The sequence below is a fragment of the Mangrovivirga halotolerans genome (assembly GCF_026241165.1).
GTDB lineage: Bacteria > Bacteroidota > Bacteroidia > Cytophagales > Cyclobacteriaceae > Mangrovivirga > Mangrovivirga halotolerans.
Genome location: NZ_JAPFQN010000002.1, coordinates 243,594 through 267,790 on the forward strand (window position 1 = coordinate 243,594; position 24,197 = coordinate 267,790).

Below are 24,197 nucleotides of genomic sequence, written 5' to 3' on the forward strand. Positions count from 1 at the left end.
GTTTTTATATATGAGATGCAATAAACTTAGGTGACGAGAAATTTGAGGTTTCTGTTTAAAAAAGCAACTGTTCGATATGGTCCGCAAGCCATGTCGAACCGGGAATGAACTGGATTTGAATCCGGGTTATTAAATTGAATAATATAATTGCCCTGGTTCGTGTCCCCACGAACCAGTTGATACGGACCTAATATCCTTTTTTATTCTCTGTCCTGACGATAAATATCAGCATCTTCGATTACAGATGCGCTGTGCTAACATCACGAACAGTATCAGTTCTCTATGTCTTTGCAGTGTGTATGTATAATAATCGAGTCAAGCATACTAATAACTAAATAACTATTATCCCGATAACGTTCCTTTTGCGAACGCGTTACGCTATCGCTAAACGCGCTCGATCAAAGCTGAAAAGCGAATCAGTAAGGAGAAATTTGTATGTGGGAAAGTAATTATATAGATTTTCAGGTTAAAGTTTACAAGTTATTCACTACTGTATAATTCGAAAATCCTATTTCCCCGCTATTTGGAGTGTTCCGCAGGACAACTTCAAACTTTTCATGAAATGCAGAGTCTGTGACTCGGTCATTCTACAACAGAATAACATCAATTAGTACCTGTTCTCCACTGTAATTACTTGCACTTGAATAAACATAATCCTGAGGACATTTTACTATACCAGATTCAACCGGGTTATTATGAATATATTCTAATATCTGATCTGTGAATCGATTGGTTATTAATTCCTTTGGTTGATTTTTTTATCTCCAAAATGGAAAGCTAGTGTTTTTGTTATTTTTAGACCCTGCCTGTTGAAAGATTCAAAGCATCCAATTTCTTCTACTTTCAAATTGATTTTGATCTATTGCTGATATGATCTCTATTGCTGTATACTTTTTAAAGTCTCTTACTATATCAGAAAGATAAAATCCTTCTTTTCCCGCCACGATTAAATGAAGATGATTACTCATTAAACACCATGCATATATTTCAAGCCCTTATTCCTTTGGCAGAAGATTAAACTATCAACAACAATATCAGCGTAATCCTTCCTGGTAAATACATCAGCCCATTCAACGACAGCAAACGTTACAAAATATAATCCGTTCTGATCTCAAATTTTAAAGCTTTTATCCATCAATCAAATATAATGAAGCATGCTTATTATATGACCGGGATACAATCCCTGCTTTTCATTAAAAGTTCGAAGTTACACTATCGCTAAACTTCGAACAGCGGGGATTTTCTAGGTTAGATGTATTATTTTTTGAACCACCATTACACGCGCCAAATAAAAATATGGAGAAAAGATAAAAATAAATTAATCTCATACTTAAATGCTTTATTATTCTATCACCTCATAGGTTATTTCCCTTGTTTCAATCTCGGGTTCAATACCTTCGGGCGGTGAGGTAAGGAAGGTATTTAATTCAGATTTGATATTTGGTATATCATTAAACTCAACAAAAGGCTCTTCAAAAAAATCGTAGTAAAAAATAGACTTTACATAGGCTTTTCTCTTTGTCCAATTACCATATTCATCAATATTATTTTTTTGATAACTATAAAATGTTTTGTATAAGCTAGCCTCTTCACCTCGTAAATATCGAGTTGCTAATTCAGATTCAACTAATCCTTGGTTATTATATTTTAGTTTTCTTATATAAAAAATGCTGGAATCCTCAATGTGGGATGTTAAAATTAGTTGTTGATTTTGATTAAATTCCATAATATGTGTACTATCAACATTGTCATAAAAAAAACCTCCCCCTTCGGTTTTAAATTGTCTCTTTATTTTATCTTCATCCGTAAAATAATGATCTATTGCATAGATTGAATTTATTTCGTTATTAGCATTATAATTAAAATCATAACTATTGTAGAATGAAGAATCTAACAAAGATCCTACCTTAATAAGCTTATCATTTTTATATAACTTCACAATTCTATCATCGATAGAAGTTTTGGGATTAAAAAGGATTTCACCTCTATATTTCATAATATAACCTGAGGATTCATTATCATTCTCAATGATGCAAGAGGTCAAGAGAATACCAACTAAAACTAATTTCAATATTTCCTTCATTACTTATTAATTCTAACTTGTGACAATTTGTATGTATACTCCTTTTTATTCTTAATAATTTTTTGAGTCACTTTTGCACCATTTATCAAAAGCTTATTTTTTTTATTCAATGAAATATCTTTATAATAACTTCCTGGGTCAAAATAAATATAATACCAATTTCCGTCCTCATACTTTTTCCCTACTATAACAATGAAGTGATCCGTTACAGTTTCGTTTATACTTTTAACATATTCCTTTTCAATGCCCACCTGAACTGCCTTCCCCTGAAATAATTGTTTATCAATATATTGCATTCCTAAAAGTGCTTGATTGGTGTAAGTATCGACATCCTTTCCATCAGCACTTTCTCTAATGAAAGTTTGAATTTTGTTATTTACACCTAATGGGGTTGCTCCGGTTTTCTTTACCATTTTCACAGCAGCATCGTAACAACACACGTAATTAGGTTTACTTGCTCTAGTTTTATCTCCTTTTAATAAATGTTCCGCTTTAAGCCAACTTTTATCAGACCATACTCCATTAGCTACTGAAGAAAACTTTTCTTTAACTTGTTTTATTTGAGCACTAGTTGCCTTATATAATAATCCAGGGTCATTAAATCCAGTAACCTCTTCAACATATGCCATATAATCTTTTTCTAATTGATCATTGTCTGGCTTTACATTAAGACCATACCTAAACTGTGACAAAGCCTGATCCTCAGATAAAACTTGTATTTGCTTTTGCTCATTTTCAGGGACATAATTATTTATCCCCATGGCCTTTTCCAAATCACTCTGACTTGCCAAATATTTTGCCTGGTTAATGGTATTTTCAATCCCTGGTTCCTGAGCGTATGGCACCTGATTACCAAAAACATAATTATGTGCTTCAACCATGCTCTTCATGGAAGTATGGGTCCACCCACCTACACCAACATTTCCATCACCTTGCCATAATTTCTCACCAGACTTTCTTGATGCTCCATATTTTTGATAAGATTTAATTGCAGCAATGGTCTGCGGTATTGATTCATCCTTTATCTTTTTTGAATTGGATTCAATTTGCTGACATACAAATTCCAACTCTTCATTTGAATTATTTAAATAGTCGAAATTCACCAAAAATGTTTGAATTTTAGCTACATCAGATGGTTTATTAACTCCACCCTTTCCAACACTTGATTGTATATCTAAAGAATCAAATTGTATAACTTTATCTAATTCTAATTTGGGCCTGTCACTCTTTGTTGTCTTAATATTTTCATTTTGTCCTGTAGATTCTGCTTTATTCTTTCGGTCTCTTTCTATCGCCTTATCTGCTTCTCTGGCAAAATACCGGTCACTATCATATCGAGCCTTGCGACTTTTATAGGTTCGCAACTGCGAAGCTGCTAATTCCGGGGTGGCATTATTTAAAGCATTATATGTACCTCCACCAATTTGTATCCATCCATCGACTGTACTTCCAACTTTCATTACTTTCTGCTGGAAGGTTTCAATTGCCTTGATCGTTGCAGTCAGATCACTGATCGCTACGGTATCTGCATTACTCACCTTAGCTGCTTCGGTCTCTTCAGGCATTTTAATTGTTCCGTCCAGAGCTCTTCGGCCAAGCTTTTCGGGTGCAGAAACTTTTTTCCTTACCCCCTCTTTATTATAATCTTCATCTGACAATAACCCGATCTCATTGAGTTTCTGCTGGATCACCATCAAATCTTCCACCTGGTTGGTCATGGCGCGACCGCTATAATTACCTACTACCCGCTTTTTAATGACCAGCTCCCCGGACTCTGAAACGCTTTCGATGTAGCGCTCATTGAATTTTATCTGGTTTCTTAAGCCTTCCTCATACTTCTTATCACTCGCATAGCGGTTATCATCTTCGTTAAGATAACCCCCGTCTTTTAATAGCTCCTCCGGTGTTCGCTTCGAAAGATAATCTTCAGCCATCAGGTCCATATACATCGCTGTACCCATTTCCGGATCGGTGATTTTCTCTACCCAATCCTGTGTACCTCCGTCATATTCACCAATATTGAAGGCATTATTTCGATTCCCCTTCGTCTTAACTCCAAGGCTTGTCTCCAGCTGTGCCTGGGCTAATACGAATGAAACCGGCAATACTTTGCTAAAATCACGTCCGTATTTCAGATAGGTTCTCCGGGCAGCATTTGCTATCGACTCACCTGTCAGGTTTGTCTTGACTGTCCACACCATGTTTGGGCGATCCAGGTACTTTTGAGCATCGTCCCGATAATCTTCGAAGAACTTTAATTCCTCGGATGTGAAATTCTTATCCGTAATATCATAGGCATTGTAATGCTCAAAAAACTGGGATACTGTCCAGTGCTTATTATCGGAAGCTTTTACAGTTCCCTCAGTCAGTTCTTCTTCTTTTTCCTCATTTGAATCTTCTTCTTTGGATTCTGAAGACTTTACCTTTGTAACAGGGACTTCCTTCGTGCCGGAATTATTAGTTTCCTTTTTTTTCGGCGCTTTTGAGGGTGCAGATTCATACTTTTCAACCGGATTTGCCCACATCCCTCCGCCATAACCCGCTTTTATATCACTTTCGGATATGGGCCTGATATCGGGGTTCTTATCTTCTTCCTTTTCTTTGTCCACTGGATCGTTCTTTGCTGTTTTTGGTTGCAGCAGTTTATTATCCGGCGTGGCTACCTTGATTTGATAATTAAATGAAGATGGATTACTTGCCCTGGCTTCTTGCTTTTCGCGCATAGTCAGTTAAAAAAATGTATTCGGTTGAAAGTGGGTTCAATATACTATGATGAGGGAAATATTACAATAGTTATTTTGAGGAAAAAGGAGGAGGATTAAGGTTTATAGGGGGAATGGTTTGATGATTATTTTATTACTGTAATCCTTAAGCAGAATCCGAATACTTACCGGTCATTTTGATCCTCTTATACTGTAAGCCTAAAGGGGAAACTGGTAGGAGGGATTTGTTTGTGAAAGGCAGTTTTTAATATTGGGTTCGAGTCAAAGGGAATTCAGTTAATTTATGAATCCTCTATTATGTATGGAACTTTATTTTTCTTCTTCATTTTTGTCTTGACACAAAAACGAAGCAAAAAAGTCAAGACACTATCAAATCTCCTACCGCCCAACCTGCCCACCCTCGTGATATTGTCATTGCCACCGCACCCTTCTATGAAACATTTTAATAAGTTGAAATAATTTATTTTTTTGGATCTCGTATTCCGAACATATTGCATCAGCATTTATCTTATAGTCCTCTGTATCCCGAGACGATCCACTTTCTTCGGTATTAACGACAAATATCATCACAAGTGTCAGGATCTTTCAATTTGCGATGTGTATTACTTATTATGCGAATCAATAGTAATCCTGGCTTACTAATTTCGGGTCAAGAGCAATCCTTTTTAATCTCTTAATTCTGTAAATCCTGATTCAGACTAACTTTCTATTGTTCTTCTTAATCCGATCGTCTCATGATATGCACCTAGGGCTCACCTCAAGGTATTTGAAATAATGGTTTAGGTTTAGCTTTTGTTGTTTTATGTAGCAATTATAAATAGCAGTTTTTTGCTTTAAGACGAAATCTACCATAAAGCATTATCCATTCCCCTACCCGTCATTTCGATCGTCTCGTGCTGTAAGCCGAAAGGCGTAGCAGCAAGGAGAAATCTGTTTGTGAGAGGTAGAAACTCAACATATTGATTTCAATTGCAATAAAATTTACTGGGACTTCAAAAATTATATTTACCTTAATACAATAGATTATTAATACTCAGAATTCTTAATATTTTTCAAATTCAATCTATCAACCAAAAGACAAATATTATGACTAGAGGTGGATCAGTCTACATCTTAACTAATAAAAAAAAGTCGGTACTCTATATTGGGGTAACTTCTAATCTTTTTGCAAGAATGTCAGATCACCTGGAAAAAACTAATCCAAGAAGTTTTGCAAGTAGATACAATTTAAATATGATTATTTACTATGAACACTTTCGTCATATTGAAGAAGCGATAGAAAGAGAAAAAGAATTAAAAAAGTGGCGAAGGGAAAAGAAAGAAATATTGATAAATAAGTTTAATCCAAAGTGGAATAATCTTATAAGTGACATTTCAGAATGTTAAGTAAAGAATATAATTTCTTATTAAACAGATTTCTCACCACAAGGGATTCGAAATGACGTTTTAGGTTAAGCTTTTGTTATTTTATGTAGCAATTATAAATAGCAGTTTTTTGCTTTAAGACGAAATCTACCATAAAGCATTATCCATTCCCCTACCCGTCATTTCGATCGTCTCGTGCTGTAAGCCGAAAGGCGTAGCAGCAAGGAGAAATCTGTTTGTGAGAGGTAGAAACTCAACATATTGATTTCAATTGCAATAAAATTTACTGGGACTTCAAAAATTATATTTACCTTAATACAATAGATTATTAATACTCAGAATTCTTAATATTTTTCAAATTCAATCTATCAACCAAAAGACAAATATTATGACTAGAGGTGGATCAGTCTACATCTTAACTAATAAAAAAAAGTCGGTACTCTATATTGGGGTAACTTCTAATCTTTTTGCAAGAATGTCAGATCACCTGGAAAAAACTAATGCAAGAAGTTTTGCAAGTAGATACAATTTAAATATGATTATTTACTATGAACACTTTCGTCATATTGAAGAAGCGATAGAAAGAGAAAAAGAATTAAAAAAGTGGCGAAGGGAAAAGAAAGAAATATTGATAAATAAGTTTAATCCAAAGTGGAATAATCTTATAAGTGACATTTCAGAATGTTAAGTAAAGAATATAATTTCTTATTAAACAGATTTCTCACCACAAGGGATTCGAAATGACGTTTTAGGTTAAGCTTTTGTTATTTTATGTAGCAATTATAAATAGCAGTTTTTTGCTTTAAGACGAAATCTACCATAAAGCATTATCCATTCCCCTACCCTTCATTTCGATCGTCTCGTGCTGTAAGCCGAAAGGCGTAGCTGCAAGGAGAAATCTGTTTGTGAGAGGTAGAAGGCAATGATATCTAAATTATAAGTGAAAGATTTTACTGACGACTTCATGTCAGCACCTACGGCTCACCACAAGGGATTCGAAATGACGTTTTAGGTTTAGCTTTTGTTGTATTATGTAGCAATTATAAATAGCAGTTTTTCACTTAAAGGATAAATCTGTCTGCAAGTCTACAGTAGACTCAACAAAACACAGTTCTTAACCCTATTACTACCACTTATAAAAAACAAAAGCCCGTTAAAAACGGGCTCAATAGAATAGAGAGGATATGATATTAATCCACCAATAAACCTTTGTCGCTTGTTTTAATTAATTCTAAAATGCTATTATTGGAAATTGTCGAGGTACTTAGTAATACATAATTACCATCACTTGATTGAAGAACATCTGCTCCACGATCATTGGAACTACCTCCAAAATATTTTTTCCATTGTACGTTACCTTTACTATCGGTTTTTATAAGGATAATTTGTTCATCATCGGTCTCGTAGTTTGTCGTTCCGGTAACGATAAATCCCCCATCGGAAGTTTTACTTACTGCAGAAGCCTTTTGACCTCCTGATTCTTCAATCTCTGACTCCCATAAAAGACCATTACCATCACGATTAACCATAGCAAGAATAATGTTACTATTAATCCCTTCATCACGGGTTCCAACAACGATATATCCTATTCCTGCATCATCCATGTCTGCAGCTTCCTGATTCTCATATGGCATTAAATAATCCCATAAAACCTGACCATCTAGGTTGGTAGAAGTTACTCTGATATTCTTGGTAAATGAATTTTCACCTCTAACGGTTCCACTCCAAACAAGATTATCATTTGTGGACTGTAACACCATATTGACACTATCCTGATTATTTAAAAAACCATAATCTCTATATAGGGTATCCTGAGCTACCAGATCTAACTCAGATATTACCATCTCGCTACCTTCATCGTCATCTCGGTTTAACATTACCATCAGGGATCCTGAATTGGAATTAAAAATTCTCAAACCCCGCTCCATACGATTTGGCAGTCCAAAAGAAGCTGAATCAATCACTTCGCCAGTTGTTGGATTTAATGAAATAAGCGCACCATTTTCATCTTCCGTTTCATTATTGGTTATCAGTCCGGTAACATATAAGTTACCATCTGCAGCAATTACTCCATCCGTACCAAAATCGGTAAAGGATCCTCCGATCACTTGTTCCCAGACGAGATTTCCGCGGCTATCACTTTTAATCACCAGGATATCTGAATCTCCCCCACTGAGTTTTTCCGTACTCCCTACAATTAAATACCCTCCGTCAGCTAGTTGACTAACCCGGTAAGACTGATCGTCATTTGCATTTCCGTAAAACTTATTGAAATAAGGTGACTCACTCTCTCCGACAAATGCATCGGTGGTACAACCACCGAGCATTGCCGTCACTAGCATTGTTGATAAGATTCTTTTTATCATTTGATTATACTAAACTTCTTAACTACAGGTGTATTTTCCCCTTCTTCCATTATCTGGATATAATACATCCCTGATGAATAATTAAATGTGTTGATTTGTTTGTTTTGAGTGCCTTCAATAACACCGGATTCGATCATGTTTCCATGAAGGGAATAAATGGTGTATTCAGCTTTCCCGCTAAATTGTTTTGGTACTCTTATGGTTAATTTTTCATTGGCAGGATTCGGATAAAGCAGATAATCACTACTTGTCAATTCGTCATCCACGCCAGTGATGATATTTGGCACTGGCAATCCATTTACCAAATCTTCTGAAGCTCCCTGAACTATTTCCTTCGTCTGTTCGATATCCTGAGCCCTGAATAAATAAGCCACCAGAGTATATTCTTTATCTATATCCAGTCCATTATAATAATCAGTCATCCAGGTCAGATTAACCACTTCTTCACGTGTGGTATCCTCATCGATCCAATCTCCGATAATGGTAGTTCCTCCTGCATTTGGAATGAATTTTCTTAAAACATTTTTGTAAATCATTCCATCAACTTCGAATTGCTTCTGTACCATCCCAACCATGAGCACCAGGTCGTCTTCGATGTCTTCACCGGTAATATTTTTAGTGATACGGACTTCTATATCAATTTTATCGGGATGCTCTGTTAGGTTAAGATCGATATTAAATGGTGAGGCAACGAGCGATCTGCGATCGTAGACTTTTTCTCCATAGCCATTTTCATTAATTGGAAAATCGACATCTTTACCGAAATAACCGTCAATTACTGATCTTGGAGCTTCATCTATACCATAATGTAGACGCTTTGCACTAAAATCAGCCGGGTTATATTGAAAGACCGGATCCTCGTTTGGACTATTTATGTGATAGCGGATATCGATCACACTTTCTTCTTTATCTGCTAAAAATTCATCCAGGTATTCTACAGACCTTTGCATTTCACCGTCGTCCTTAACATTGCTCAGGAATGTTTCAATAACCATTGTCCGGTTTCGTGAAACAATCGAAAACTTATTCAGGCCGAATCCTTTTAACTCCGGACCAACCGGGTTATCAGCATTCGAACCAAACATGAATCTGAATTTTATAGGTTCGCCGGCAGCATCGCTTTGTAAAGTTTGAAGCTGAAATGCCGCTTTTTGCCAATCTAAATCCCCAGCCCATCCTTCACGCTCTAAATTGTTACCTTCCGTACCGGGAGCTCCAAGCAGGTTGGCTGCGTTATACCAGCCTAATCCACCATCTTTTGATCCCAGTTTTGACCATGTTCTTCCGCCGTCATAGCTATATTCAAGCACTACTCCATCGGCCTGAATATCTGTTTTAGAGGCTATATCAAGATCGAGCATTGGGAATTGTATTCCTTCCGGTTCAAGGATAAAACAAGGAGTTTCCAGATAAGATGACTCATTATTATAATAAGTAGTATCCTTATTTAAATTAGTCGCCCAGACACCTGCTGACCCTTGCCAGGTATCATTTAAAATCCATGAGGACGAATCATTTTCTAGCTGACCATTAATTTGACCGGAAGAAATCCAACCCTCATAATTTTCCTCATCAAAATCCTGGATGTAATTATACACATTAAAAACCGGCTGAATGAAGATGTTTTTGGTGATGCTATCAGCACAACCCACATCAGTTGTCACAGCAAAAGTAACCGGCTTTAAACCGGTAGTATCAAATACAGTTTCAATGACACTCACATCGGTCATTTCTTCTGAATTATTATTATAATACCATCTTACACTAGCTACCTCATCAAATTCATTAGTATTTAGTATTTCCGGGTTTAAATAAGTAGTATCGTCGGAACATCCACCAAAATATGAAAAATCTAATTTCGGGTAAGCACCAATAGTAATTACTTCACGATTTGAAACACCAACGCATCCTTTATTTGTTTCTACCACTAATTCGACCGGATATGAACCTCTTTCCTTATAAGCTTTAAATCCTGTAGATGTTTTTAAATCATCTCCATCACCAAACGACCATTGATAAGTCGCATTAGATTTTTCTAATTCCGATAAATTATCAGTTGATGTAAATTCTACCCCTTCATTAACACAAGCAGTTTCATCAAAGGAAATGCTAGGTGTAGGAGTTTTATTTATAGTTATCGATATCGGATCACTTTCCTGAGTACAATAATTAGGATCAGCTCCATTATAATTATAAACGTACCTGTACGAGTAGGTTCCATATTCTAAAGAACTAGGAATTATTTGGTTGTCATTCTTAGAGTTAAAATCCACCCCATTCGTACTTATTTGAAATTTTCCATCAGCCTCATTCGGAACACCCAATGTCTCATTACCAAAAGATACTTGTATTTGTCGAGCCTGCGAATCGCCTTTACAAAACTCATTTTCACCTGATTCAATTGAAATAATAGGATTCGATGGTTCTTTAAGAGAAATCCTAGCTACTACTACGTCTTTAGTCGAAGGATTGAGAATTACATTGCATGTATTACTACCAATGAGTGTTTGTTCAGTGCTATATCTTAATTTTAGAGTAATATTATCTCCAGCTGGCACCTCAGAAAGATCCAGGGTTCCTCTTATACCATAACCAATCAAAATCCCTTCCTCCATAACCTCATAATAGGTAATATTTGAAATGCCATTTTCTATGATTTGACCATTACCATTATCAATAATTGGTGTTAATCCTTCAACAATTTTTTCTTCATATTGATAAAAACAATAATTTGGTATAGGTTCTTCACCTATGGGATCTTTCGGAACAATTATATCAATAGGTTCTTCCTCGATAGGAAAAGCCATCAAAGGAGTTGAGTCATCATTAAGTTCCACTCCTGCTTTATAGGTACCATTAATATCTTCTGTGTGCTCAATAGCGTTATATAATCGTTTAATTCCGCTAAGTGTATCTGTGAAATTTTTAATTAGCAAAGAAAAGTCAAAGTTGGCTACTTCTACACCCCTGCAAAAATCATTTTCCGCTCGGATTTCTGAATCTCCGTATTGAATCTTATTTTCTGAATCAGTAATGTTTACTAAAATTGTTTTTGAATCAGTACAAACCAAATTATCACTCTCATAGGTAAAATTAGTTTCATAAGTGATATTAATCGCTTTTGGGGCTAATAATAAAGAAGGATAAAACCTATATCCATCGATAAATTCGTAAACCGCTTCGCCTTTAAAAGTACCCACAGTACCCTCAGGGTTTGCAGGGGTTAGTTCTTGAGCTACCAATGGCACATAATCTTCATCATTAGTAAAACTGGTTCGATCCATATTGAAACCATCTGAGGAAGGAGATTGGCGGACAGTTATAGTAGCAACATTTGTGATGTCTTCATAAGTAGGATTTTGACCGCCTGATTTTAATCTAACCTTTACTTCATATTGTCCATCATAATCTGTTGTGAATTCAAAAGAGTTTGTAAACATAGATGTACCAAAAAAATCTATGCTGACAAACCCTTCATCAGTAAGAACTACTTTTTCATTATTAGAATTTGTATAGTATAGTTCATATCTATCCTCTTCATTGTTTTGATAATCATTTCTTATGTGAAAATAAAAATTAACTACACTTCCTTGGCATATAGTTTTTTCCCTTGCCTGATTTAAATCTAAATACAAATTTGTTTGGGCAAAAGAATTACAATAAATGGCAAAAAAAATGCTTATAAGAATAGTGAATCTCATTATTTAGTAAATGTTTGTTGATATAATTCTTTTACCTCACTATCAGTTAAAGCTTTCTTATAAATTGTAAAATCATCAAGTGCCCCAGAAAAACCATCCTCTCCAATGTTTGGACCACCGTTTTTATATGAAGAAGTATTTCCATTATTCTGACCAACTAATTCACCATCCAAATAAAACTTCAATATTCCATTAGAATTATCCCAGGTTATACTCAAAAAATGCCAATCTCCTGGATTTGATATAGATATTTTTAGATCATCACTTTCATAAGAAGTATGATTATCTGCAAGAAACATACTTGATTCTTTATCATACCAGATTCGAAGTTCAAAATTATTTCTTAGGATCGTTCCTGAGGTCAAACTTTTTAGCCATATCCCATAGCTTACGTCTCCTACATATGTAAATTTATCTGAAGTCCCTTGGAACGTATTTAAGTTATTCGTTGTCTCTATTTTATAAGCACTATTTAGATTACCATATCTGTCAGCAGTTAACTCGGCAGGTTTAGGAGTACCATAAAAACCACCATTTGCAGAGTCCCCAACACCACTCTCATCATTCATATTACCATTCATTGGATAAAAAGCTACCAGTCCATCACGTGGAATATCAATAACTTCTGGCTCCTCGTTTTTAGGTTCGGTACCTTCTTCGTCTGAACACGATGTAATAAATGAAAATACGGAAATGAATACAAGAGCGAGTAGCCCCTGGCTTAGTTGATTGAATCGCATGTCTAAAAATCCTTTTGGTTGATTAAAAAAATTATATCAGTCGTAAATATATATGATGAGATTTAATAAAAAAAATATTTTCTTTAAGTAATATCTTTGAGTTCAGTATTTCACTTTAAAAATCCATGGTTAGGCATTATTCAATTATCGTTACTTTTAGTAAACCCTTCTTGTTTCCACAGTAATCTCTTGCAGAGCTATATAAATATTCTTCCGGCTCATCAACTATCTCTGCCTCTACTGGATTATTATGAATATAAGCTAACTTTTGATTGATGAATTTATTCGTTTCTAATAAAACAGGATGATTTCCATCCTGCCATACTTTATAATTCTTAATTCTTTTTAATCGTGATCCGGCATTCTTGAAAGCTCGTAATAACCATTCTTTTCTACTTTCATTGATGATATCTAGCTCCTTTATGATCTTTTTGGAAACATATTTTTTAAAATCTCTCAATATAGCAGATAGTTCTATCCCTTCGGTACTACCAATTAAATGAATATGACTCGGCATAATACACCAGGAATAAATTATTAATCCCTTATTTTCCTGACAATGTTTCAATGAATCAATTACTATATACCTGAAATGTTTTTGGGTAAAGAGGTCTATCCAATGAACAACTGTACAAGTGACAAAATAAATTCCTTTAGGATCAGAAAATTTATATTTCTCTGACATGTGTAGCTGCTTTTATTTACAAACGCGTTACGCTATCGCTAAACGCGCTCGATCGGGGTTTTGACAAATGGTTTTTTCGGTCTCTTCTTGTAAAGAGACATATAGTTTTACAGTACCAAAAGAAAAAGAATAAAATGTTGATACGATAAAAAAACAAATAAATAAGTTGACCTTCATTATTTTGTGATATTTTGCTGAAATAATGATTCTACCTCGGGAGATGTTAATGCTTCATTATAAATAGCTATGTCATCAATTATTCCTGAAAAATTATAATCTCCAAAATACATAGCATCACCAGTTGTATTTATTACATTTAAGGAAGGGTTTTCTTGTGCTTCCAATTGTCCATCAATATATAATTTCCCAATCTGATTAGTTTCATCCCATGTAGCACAAATGAAATGCCATTCTCCAGGATTAGCTATCACCTTCTTTAAGTAAATAGAATTAGTCGCATCTTCAGAAATACGAACAATAATTTCATTTGTGGATTGATCAAATTCCAAATAATGACGAGAAGTATCGATAATATATCCACTAGTACTTAATTTCACCCAAGCTGAAAAAGCAAAATCTCCTAAGACTCTAATTTTTTCACTATCTAAAACCTCAATAGAATTATCTTGCTCAATTTGATAGGCACTATTTGGGTTTCCAAATCTATCAGTAGTTAACACTGCAGGATTTGGAGTCCCAGAAAAAATTGCATTTGCTGAATCTCCAACACCACTTTCATCATTCGCATTTCCATTAAACGGATAAAAGGCTACCAGTCCATCACGTGGAATGTCTTTTACCGCTGGTTCAGCCGGTTCATCGCCATCACAAGATGTAAAAATTGAAAAAACAGAAACGAATATAAGAGCCAATAGCCCTTTGCTAAGTAGATTGAATCGCATGTCTAAAAATCCTTTTGGTTGAATAAAAAAATTATATCAGTCGTAAATATATGTGATGAGTTTTAATAATAAAAATATTTTCTTTAAGTAATATCTTTGAGTTCAGTATTTCATTTTAAAAATCTATAATCAGGTATTATTAAATTATCGTTACTCTTAGTAAACCATTCTTGTTTCCGCAGTAATCTCTTGCAGAGCTATATAAATATTCTTCCGGCTCATCAACTATCTCTGCCTCTACTGGATTATTATGAATATAAGCTAACTTCTGGTTTATGAATTTATTCGCTTCTAATAATACAGGATGATTTCCATCTTGCCAGACTTTATTATTCACAATTCTTTTTAATCGTGATTCTGCATTCTTAAAAGCTCTCAATATTGCAGTTAGTTCTAACCCTTCCGTACTAACTATTAAATGAATATGACTCGGCATAATACACCAGGAATAGATTATTAATCCTTTATTTTCCTGACAATGTTTCAATGAATCAATTACTATATACCTGAAATGTTTTTGGGTAAAGAGGTCTATCCAATGAACAACTGTGCAAGTGACAAAATAAATTCCTTGTGGATCAGAAAATTTGTATTTCTCTGACATGTGTAGCTGCTTTTATTTACAAACGCGTTACGCTATCGCTAAACGCGCTCGATCGGGGTTATTTTCGAATTCGCTGAGCCATCTAGTTCTACGAATAAAGCAGTTTGAGAAAATAAATTTATAGATTGCAATAAAAGTAAAAATATTAAACTAAACCTTCTCATTTACTTTGTCAAAGTTTGAGTGTGAAATTTGTTTATCTCATTAGGTGATAAAACCTTATTATAAATGGTAATATCATCTAATAATCCAGAAAAGCCTTCAATACCAAATGTAATAGCTGTACCTAAAGTTCCATCAATTGAAGACTCGGCAACATTTTCAGAAACCTTTTCTCCATCGACATATAAAACCCCCAGTTTATTAGTGTTATCCCAGGTATATGCAACTGAATGCCATTGTTCAGTATTACTTAGTTCATGTTTAGTATAACTATAAGTTCCATATATATTAGTAATACCATATATATTATTATTACTTTCATCAAATTCAAGCCAATGTATTAGGGTTTTGATGATTCTACCCGAAGTCTTAGGTTTTACCCAACCAGCTATACTTATATCACCTTGGAAGGCAAATTTATCATAAGGATAAGCATTTAAATTATTTGTGGTCTCAATTTTATAAGCACTATTCAGATTACCATATCTATCAGATGTTAGTTCTGCAGGTTTGGGAGTTCCATAAAAGCCGCCATTTGCTGAATCACCTACCCCACTCTCATCATTTAAATTACCATTATACGGATAAAAGGCTACCAGTCCATCCCGTGGAATATCAATAACTTCAGGCTCCTCGTTTTTAGGCTCGGTACCTTCTTCGTCTGAACACGATGTAATAAATGAAAATACGGAAATGAATACAAGAGCGAGTAGCCCCTGGCTTAGTTGATTGAATCGCATGTCTAAAAATCCTTTTGGTTGAAAAAAATTAAATTCCGGTCAAATATAGATGACTGGTTTTTAAATCCCCACTGTCTATAGTTACTCTTAAGCTAAACTCCGGACAGTGGGGAATGGTAATCTCATTATTTAGTAATTGTTTGATTATATATTGCCATTACTTCATTAGAAGTTAATGCCTTATGATAAACAATAATATCATCTAAAATTCCTGAGAAGCCACTATTACCCATCACCATATTACCTGACATATCTCGAAAAATACTTGCTTCTGCAGTACTTTCAGAAACGTGCACACCATCTATATAGAGTTTAAGAATTGCCGCATTATTGTCCCAAGTCAAAACAATTAGGTGCCATTTTTCAGGATCTGAAACAACATCATCAACAATAATCCTATTGCTATTCATGTCAATTATGCCTACATATTTATTTTCAATATCATCAAACTCAATTTTATTCATTGCATCATTAAGAATAACTCCAGAAGTATTTGCTTTAATCCACATACAATAACTCAAATCACCATTATAAGCTAATTTTGGAGCATCCAAAGCATTTAAGTTATTCGTTGTCTCTATTTTATAAGCACTATTTAGATTACCATATCTGTCAGCAGTTAACTCGGCAGGTTTAGGAGTACCATAAAAGCCACCGTTTGCAGAGTCCCCAACACCACTCTCATCATTCATATTACCATTCATTGGATAAAAAGCTATTAACCCATCCCTTGGGATATCAATATCTTCTGGCTCCTCGTTTTTAGGTTCGGTACCTTCTTCGTCTGAACACGATGTAATAAATGAAAATACAGAAATGAATACAAGAGCAAGTAGCCCTTTACTAAATAGATTGAATTGCATGTCTAAAAATCCTTTTGGTTGAAAAAAAATTAAATTCCGGTCAAATATAGATAACTGATTATTAAATCCCCACTGTCTAAAGTTACTCTTAAGCCAAGCTCCGGACAATAGGGTAAACAAATCCAGATCAGAATTTCGTTATTTGGTGACCGTTTGGTTATATAATGACTTTACTTCCGCAGCCGTTAAAGCCTCATTATATATCGCTATATCATCAATTGCCCCAGAGAAGTTAAAAACACCGAATAATATATCATCACTAGTAGTGTTTTTCACACTTAAAGTTGCATTTTCTTGCACTGCTAAATTACCATCAACATATAATTTCCCTGTTTGGTTTGCTTCATCCCATACCGAACAAATAAAATGCCATTCCCCAGGATTAGAGATTATTTCTTTTAAATAAAGAGAATTGGTTGCGTCTTCAGATATTCGAGCAATAACTTCATTAGTTGTTTGGTCAAATTCCAAATAATGACGAGAAGTACTAATAAATTCTCCACTTGCAACACACTTTACCCATCCAGATAAACTAAAATCCCCTAAAATTTGAACTTTATTAAAGTTTATAACTTCAATGGAATTAGTTTCCTCAAATTTATAAGCACTATTCGGGTTTCCGTATCTATCCGGTATCGATTCTAATGGATTCGGTGTACCACTAAAACTCCCATTTGCAGAATCCCCTACTCCACTCTCATCATTTGCATTACCGTTAAATGGATAGAATGCTACCAACCCATTTCTTGGAATATCAATAACTTCAGGTTCCTCGTTTTTAGGTTCGGTTCCTTCTTCGTCTTTACACGATGTAATAATTGAAAACACAGAAATGAATATAAGAGCAAGTAGCCCTTTGCTAAGTAGTTTGAATCGCATGTCTAAAAATCCTTTTGGTTGAAAAAAATTAAATTCCGTTCAAATATAGATGACTGGTTTTTAAATTCAAATTTTTGATCGTGATTTAACTGTTTGAATTTTCTTTTATAGTAACTCATCGTATTAAAGTGAATTGAAAGTCCTGCCAAAAGCACAAACCAACCCTCTACTTGTGCTGTTTGAAGTGTTCCCCAGGACAACTTCAAGCTTTTTATGAAATGCAGAGTCTGTGACTCGGTCATTCTACAACAAAATGACATCAATTAGTCCTTGCTCCCCACTATAATTAATTGCACTAGAATAAACATAATCCTGAGGACATTTTACTATACCAGATTCAACCGGGTTATTATGGATATATTCTAATTTTTGATCTTTGAATCGATTGGTTAATAATTCCTTTGGTTGATTACTTTGTCTCCAAAATTGAAAGCTACTGTTTCTGGTATTTTTAATCCCTGCTTGTTTAAAGATCCAAAGCATCCAATTCCTTCTACTTTCAGATTGATTTTGATCTATTGCTGATAAAATCTCCTTTGCTGTATATTTTTTAAAGTCTCTTAATATATCAGAAAGATAATATCCTTCCTTTGCTGCCACGATTAAATGAAGATGGTTACTCATTAAACACCATGAATATATTTCAAGCCCCTTAATCTTTTGGCAAAAGATCAAGCTTTCTACAACTATATCTGCATATTCTTTCCTCGTGAATACATCAACCCATTCAACGACAGCAAACGTTACAAAATATAATCCGTTCTGGTCTCGGATTTTATAGCCTTTATCCATCAGCTAAATATAATGAAAAATACTTATTTTATGACCGGGATACAATCCCTGCTTTTCATTAAAAGTTCGAAGTTACGCTATCGCTAAACTTCGAACAGCGCCGATATGTTAAAGCAACTATTACATACAGCTAATTATCATGAGACAGATTTCTCTCCGCAAGGGATTCGAAATGACGTTAAACTTGGGTCATTTCGTTTCTATGGAGCTAATTAAATCTGGCATAAAACCCAACCAAAAGCACAAACCAACAACCTACTCGTCATTTCGATCGTCTAGTGCTATGAGCAATGAAGCGAATCAGTAAGGAGAAATCGGTCTGTTTTACATCTAAACCCACCCATACTTGCTTGAACCATAAACAAACTTCACTTAAACTCCTAAATACCACAGATATTCATTACACCGGTTACCAATAATTTATTTTTTAACCTAACTTTGCAGCCTTAAAATTTTAACATTTACAAATATCCTTTTTGAGGTTACGATCATGAGTAATAGCAAGATAGAACTGATGTCCCCGGCAGGAAATTTCGAATCGATGATGGCTGCAATTCAAGGTGGTGCTGATTCAATTTACTTTGGTGTCGAGCAACTAAACATGCGTGCCCGGGCAACAATGAATTTCACCATCGATGACCTGGAAGAAATTGCCCGCATCTGTAGTGAAAATAATGTCAGAACTTATCTCACTCTCAATACTATTATTTATGATCACGATCTGTCACTGATGAAAATGATCATCGACAGGGTGAAAGAAGCCGGGATCACTGCCATCATCGCTTCTGACCAGGCTGTGATTTCTTATGCATTCAGCCAGGGTGTGGAAGTCCACATCTCGACTCAATCGAATATCACGAACATCGAAACAGTTCGCTTCTACAGCCACTTTGCTGATACAATGGTATTATCTCGTGAACTGAGCTTGATGCAGGTCAAAAAAATCACCGATGCCATCGAAAAGGAACAAATCAAAGGGCCTGCCGGTAACCTGATTGAAATTGAAATTTTCGGACATGGCGCCCTGTGTGTTGCAGTATCCGGTAAATGCTATATGAGTTTACATACTCAAAACTCTTCTGCAAACAGAGGAGCATGCATCCAAAACTGCCGAAGAAAATACAAAGTAATCGATATCGAGGATGGCCACGAACTTGAAATCGATAATGAATACATAATGTCACCCAAAGACCTGTGTACGATCGATTTTCTTGATCAGGTAATTGATTCCGGAATAAAAGTACTAAAGATCGAAGGAAGAGGTAAAGGGCCTGAATATGTAAAAACTGTCACTCAATGTTATCGTGAAGCAATAGACAGCTATTTCGATAACACATATTCTGAAGAGAAAGTTGAAGGATGGATGAACCGCCTCTCTGAAGTTTATAACCGTGGATTCTGGAGTGGATACTACCTGGGACAAAAAATGGGTGAATGGACAAGTAATTCCGGATCATCAGCAACTAAGAAAAAGGTTTATTTGGGTAAAGGAAGTAATTACTTCACCAAGATAGGTGTGGCTGAATTTACTCTTGAGACATTGAAGGTCAAGGTTGGAGACCGGATTCTTGTCACAGGTCCTACCACTGGAACTGTGGAAGCTGTAGTAGAGGAAATGCATGTCAATGATGAAGGAAAAAAAGATGTTGCTGTGAAAGGTGATAAATTCGCTATAAAACTCGATGCTGTGATTAGACCTTCAGACAAGTTGTATAAGATCGTTGATAACAAGGAACCTGTAAAAGCCTGATTATTTTTAAATTTCAAACGGATTGGTATGGTAACAATTATCCAACAAAGAAATAAATGCATCGGCTGTAATTATTGCGTTGAGCTGGCTCCGGAACGATGGAGGATGTCTAAAAAAGACGGTAAAAGTGTATTACTGGGTGGTGTAAATAAAAAAGGTTTCTGGAATGTGAAGGTCAATGAAGATGAACTGGAAGTGAATGTACGGGCAGCAGAGGCCTGCCCGGTTAATATTATTCAGGTGAGGGGTAAATGATTGCCTGTTCTTTTCGAATTATTACTCTTACGTTTTATAATAACTTTTAATCGAATAGTAATTACCCTTACTAAAGGCACATACCACCCTCCTTACCTCGTCATTTCGATCGTCTAGTGCTGTAAGCTGAAAAGCGAATCAGCAAGGAGAAATCTGTTTGTGGGAAGTAGAAAGTCAATATCTTATGTTTTTATGTGACAGATTTCTCACCGCAAGGGATTTGAAATGACGTGAAATGGGTATCATTTCGTTTAACAGGATACAATAAATCCAGTCTTAAACCCTACTAAAAGCTCAAACCAAGCCTTACCTCGTCATTTCGATCGTCTAGTGCTGTGAGCTGAAAAGCGAATCAGCAAGGAGAAATCTGTTTGTGGGAAGTAGAAAGTCAATATCTTATGGTTTTATGTGACAGATTTCTCACCGCAAGGGATTCGAAATGACGTGAAATGGGTATCATTTCGTTTAACAGGATACAATAAATCCAGTCTTAAACCCTACTAAAAGCTCAAACCAAGCCTTACCTCGTCATTTCGATCGTCTAGTGCTGTGAGCTGAAAAGCGAATCAGTAAGGAGAAATCTGTTTGTTTTTATTGGACGGTCCAAGCGATTTTTTAGCCTTTATCCATCACCTAAATATAATGAAACATCCTTATTTTATGACCGGGATACAATCCCTGCTTTTCATTAAAAGTTCGAAGTTACGCTATCGCTAAACTTCTAACAGCGCAGACGTTTTGAGAGATACATCTGATATCTATTTATCAATTATATTGCAATTATTTACACTTTAAACATCAATTGAAGCTAAAGGCACAAACCTACCTTCCTACCCGTCATTTCGATCGTCTCGTGCTGTGAGCCGAGAGGCGTAACAGCAAGGAGAAATCTGTTTGGTTAAATATTTAGACAATCCAAGCGCGATGCTTCAACCAGAAACAAAACTCATCGTATTAAAGTGTTTTTTTATTAAACAGATTTTACTGACGACTTCATGTCAGCACCTACAGCTCACCGCAAGGGATTTGAAATGACGTGAAATGGGTATCATTTCGTTTAACAGGATACAATAAATCCAGTCTTAAACCCTACTAAAAGCTCAAACCAAGCCTTACCTCGTCATTTCGATCGTCTAGTGCTGTGAGCTGAAAGGCGAATCAGTAAGGAGAAATCTGTTTGTGAGAAGTAGAAAGTCAATATCTTATGGTTTTATGTGACAGATTTCTCACCGCAAGGGATTCGAAATGACGTGAAATGGGTATCATTTCGTTTAACAGGATACAATAAATCCAGTCTTAAACCCTACTAAAAGCTCAAACCAAGCCTTACCTCGTCATTTCGATCGTCTAGTGCTGTAAGCTGAAAAGCGAATCAGCAAGGAGAAATCTGTTTGTGGGAAGTAGAAAGTCAATATCTTATGGTTTTATGTGACAGATTTCTCACCGCAAGGGATTCGAAATGACGTGAAATGGGTGTCATTTCGTTTAACAGGATACAATAAATCCAGTCTTAAACCCTACTAAAAGCTCAAACCAAGCCTTACCTCGTCATTTCGATCGTCTAGTGCTGTGAGCTGAAAGGCGAATCAGTAAGGAGAAATCTGTTTGTGAGAAGTAGAAAGTCAATATCTTATGTTTTTATGTGACAGATTTCTCACCGCAAGGGATTCGAAATGACGTGAAATGGGTATCATTTCGTTTAACAGGATACAATAAATCCAGTCTTAAACCCTACTAAAAGCTCAAACCAAGCCTTACCTCGTCATTTCGATCGTCTAGTGCTGTGAGCTGAAAGGCGAATCAGTAAGGAGAAATCTGTTTGTTTTTATTGGACGGTCCAAGCGATTTTTTAGCCTTTATCCATCACCTAAATATAATGAAACATCCTTATTTTATGACCGGGATACAATCCCTGCTTTTCATTATAGGTTCGAAGTTACGCTATCGCTAAACTTCTAACAGCGCAGACGTTTTGAGAGATACATCTGATATCTATTTATCAATTATATTGCAATTATTTACACTTTAAACATCAATTGAAGCTAAAGGCACAAACCTACCTTCCTACCCGTCATTTCGATCGTCTCGTGCTGTGAGCCGAGAGGCGTAACAGCAAGGAGAAATCTGTTTGGTTAAATATTTAGACAATCCAAGCGCGATGCTTCAACCAGAAACAAAACTCATCGTATTAAAGTGTTTTTTTATTAAACAGATTTTACTGACGACTTCATGTCAGCACCTACAGCTCACCACAAGGGATTCGAAATGACGTAAAATGGGTGTTGTTTCGCTCTTTATGATACAATTATATATAATATTGAACGGTTCAAGCCCGATACTTGAACCAGGAGGAAAAGGAAAGCCCTGGTTCATGTTTCCACGGGCCAGGGCTTAATAATAATTTATTTGATGCCCGGGATATGCTTCTCCATCATCCTGAACAGCTGCTATTTATCATTTATAATACAAATCAATAAACCAGTTCCTTTTTATTCTTCTTTAACTTGGGACGATAAACAGGAACAGTATAACCAATAGAGATCATCAGATTATTTAGTTGAAAATCATCATCCAGATGGAGGTAATCATACTTCAACTCGATATTTGAATACCTGTTTTCAGCATTTACAGCATTCATCATCCCATAGGCATAACGAACATCAATTGTGAAATACCCTTTACCCAGTAATTCTTTGATTTTGATTCCACCACCAGCTACTAAAGACCAGTTAAAACTCATCCGTTGTTCTGAAAGATCAACCGGTGGTCCTTTTACACCCCGGTTTCCATCATCAACATTTAAATCACCAAGATCGTCAAATCTTTCAACTTCGGCTTCAGCCCCAAGTAAATAACTTCCTTCAGCACCTAAACGAATAAAAGGCTGCACTTTTTCTCCATTAAATTCATATTTAAATGTAATCGGAAGGGAAATCCTGCTTTGTTTTTCGACAAAAGTTTCTTTTACAAATCCCAGTTTACTCTCCCTGTATTCATAAGTAAGCATATTAAATTGAGGCCCTGTCATTAAGGAAATCTTTTTACTTAATGAAAATTCAAAGACCACTCCTACGTGGTATCCTGTTCTAACACGATACTCAGCATCGGTTATTTCAGGATTATCAAGGCTATAATTCTGCAGTACGTTTACCTGAGTAAAATTAGCACCAGCCATTCCTCCGAATAAATAAACCGGATTCGTTCTGAACATATTATACAGGTTGATGAATTCGGGTGGATCCACTACAGGATTGATTTCGTATTCAGGATCAATTTTTAACATTTTCAGCATAGATTCTTGTGCTTTCCCTTTCTCATCAAAATAAAGGTTGGCAAGTGTAAGTAACCTGTATGCTTCTACTTTTTCCTGTTCATTAAACCCACTCTGAAGACATTTATTTAACAAGCCCGGGATTTCCTCAATCCTACCCTGCTCATAGGTCTTTCGTGCATTTTGAAGCGTTTTGGCACATCCATTTACTTCTTCTTTTACCTGTCCGAAAATTAGACCTGGCAATAGCATCAAGCTACCCACAATAGTTGCCTTTTTGAATAGCCTAAAAAATTGATCAATCATCTGTTTTGGT

18 protein-coding genes are annotated in these 24,197 nt (G+C 35.5%); 4 read left to right on the forward strand and 14 right to left on the reverse strand.

Annotated features, from left to right (window positions below; genetic code table 11):
- Positions 1–818: 818 nt before the first annotated feature.
- From OO013_RS02255 to OO013_RS02265, 3 genes are all read right to left on the reverse strand, one after another.
- Positions 819–968 carry a transposase gene (locus tag OO013_RS02255; RefSeq protein ID WP_266054957.1) on the reverse strand — a complete coding sequence of 50 codons (150 nt, stop codon included), beginning with the start codon at positions 966–968 and terminating at the stop codon, positions 819–821.
- Positions 969–1,342: 374 nt separating this feature from the next.
- A complete protein-coding gene (locus tag OO013_RS02260; RefSeq protein ID WP_266054958.1) occupies positions 1,343–2,083 on the reverse strand; it encodes a hypothetical protein in 741 nt (246 codons plus the stop codon).
- Positions 2,083–4,806 (reverse strand): hypothetical protein, encoded by a 2,724-nt coding sequence (locus OO013_RS02265; protein ID WP_266054959.1) that lies wholly within the window; start codon positions 4,804–4,806, stop codon positions 2,083–2,085. Before OO013_RS02265 ends, OO013_RS02260 begins: the two co-directional genes overlap by 1 nt.
- A gap of 1,086 nt (positions 4,807–5,892) precedes the next feature.
- On the opposite strand from OO013_RS02265, the gene OO013_RS02270 reads away from it, so the two are divergent.
- Positions 5,893–6,192, forward strand: coding sequence for a GIY-YIG nuclease family protein (locus OO013_RS02270; RefSeq protein WP_266054960.1), 300 nt, complete (start codon positions 5,893–5,895; stop codon positions 6,190–6,192).
- Between the two features lie 367 nt (positions 6,193–6,559).
- Positions 6,560–6,859, forward strand: coding sequence for a GIY-YIG nuclease family protein (locus OO013_RS02275; protein WP_266054961.1), 300 nt, complete (start codon positions 6,560–6,562; stop codon positions 6,857–6,859).
- Positions 6,860–7,361: 502 nt separating this feature from the next.
- Here the strand turns inward: OO013_RS02275 and OO013_RS02280 are convergent.
- The 10 genes from OO013_RS02280 to OO013_RS02325 all read right to left on the reverse strand — a co-directional run bounded on the left by OO013_RS02280 (position 7,362) and on the right by OO013_RS02325 (position 18,605).
- Complete coding sequence (locus OO013_RS02280) at positions 7,362–8,537, reverse strand: hypothetical protein (RefSeq protein WP_266054962.1); 1,176 nt, start codon at positions 8,535–8,537, stop codon at positions 7,362–7,364.
- Complete coding sequence (locus OO013_RS02285; RefSeq protein ID WP_266054963.1) at positions 8,534–12,238, reverse strand: T9SS type A sorting domain-containing protein; 3,705 nt, start codon at positions 12,236–12,238, stop codon at positions 8,534–8,536. Before OO013_RS02285 ends, OO013_RS02280 begins: the two co-directional genes overlap by 4 nt.
- Positions 12,238–12,978: a LamG-like jellyroll fold domain-containing protein gene (locus tag OO013_RS02290; protein WP_266054964.1), complete on the reverse strand. Its 741-nt coding sequence runs from the start codon at positions 12,976–12,978 to the stop codon at positions 12,238–12,240. Before OO013_RS02290 ends, OO013_RS02285 begins: the two co-directional genes overlap by 1 nt.
- A 136-nt stretch (positions 12,979–13,114) precedes the next feature.
- Entirely contained in the window at positions 13,115–13,663 is a 549-nt protein-coding gene (locus OO013_RS02295) for an REP-associated tyrosine transposase (RefSeq protein WP_266054965.1), read from the reverse strand.
- Between the two features lie 176 nt (positions 13,664–13,839).
- A complete protein-coding gene (locus tag OO013_RS02300; RefSeq protein WP_266054966.1) occupies positions 13,840–14,565 on the reverse strand; it encodes a LamG domain-containing protein in 726 nt (241 codons plus the stop codon).
- Positions 14,566–14,704: 139 nt separating this feature from the next.
- A complete protein-coding gene (locus OO013_RS02305) occupies positions 14,705–15,169 on the reverse strand; it encodes an REP-associated tyrosine transposase (protein ID WP_266054967.1) in 465 nt (154 codons plus the stop codon).
- 164 nt (positions 15,170–15,333) lie between these two features.
- A complete protein-coding gene (locus tag OO013_RS02310) occupies positions 15,334–16,071 on the reverse strand; it encodes a LamG domain-containing protein (RefSeq protein WP_266054968.1) in 738 nt (245 codons plus the stop codon).
- Positions 16,072–16,196: 125 nt separating this feature from the next.
- The gene (locus OO013_RS02315) at positions 16,197–16,934 is read right to left on the reverse strand and encodes a LamG domain-containing protein (RefSeq protein WP_266054969.1); all 738 of its coding nucleotides are present in this window, start codon (positions 16,932–16,934) and stop codon (positions 16,197–16,199) included.
- Between the two features lie 138 nt (positions 16,935–17,072).
- A complete protein-coding gene (locus tag OO013_RS02320; protein ID WP_266054970.1) occupies positions 17,073–17,813 on the reverse strand; it encodes a LamG domain-containing protein in 741 nt (246 codons plus the stop codon).
- Positions 17,814–18,056: 243 nt separating this feature from the next.
- A complete protein-coding gene (locus OO013_RS02325) occupies positions 18,057–18,605 on the reverse strand; it encodes an REP-associated tyrosine transposase (protein ID WP_266054972.1) in 549 nt (182 codons plus the stop codon).
- 490 nt (positions 18,606–19,095) lie between these two features.
- Here OO013_RS02325 and OO013_RS02330 point away from each other — a divergent pair, with 490 nt between their 5' ends.
- On the forward strand, positions 19,096–20,355 hold the full coding sequence (locus tag OO013_RS02330) for a peptidase U32 family protein (RefSeq protein WP_266054974.1): 1,260 nt from the start codon (positions 19,096–19,098) through the stop codon (positions 20,353–20,355).
- Positions 20,356–20,382: 27 nt separating this feature from the next.
- The gene (locus OO013_RS02335; RefSeq protein ID WP_266054976.1) at positions 20,383–20,610 is read left to right on the forward strand and encodes a ferredoxin; all 228 of its coding nucleotides are present in this window, start codon (positions 20,383–20,385) and stop codon (positions 20,608–20,610) included.
- Positions 20,611–23,080: 2,470 nt separating this feature from the next.
- Here the strand turns inward: OO013_RS02335 and OO013_RS02340 are convergent.
- A complete protein-coding gene (locus OO013_RS02340) occupies positions 23,081–24,187 on the reverse strand; it encodes a porin family protein (protein ID WP_266054977.1) in 1,107 nt (368 codons plus the stop codon).
- Positions 24,188–24,197: the final 10 nt, after the last annotated feature.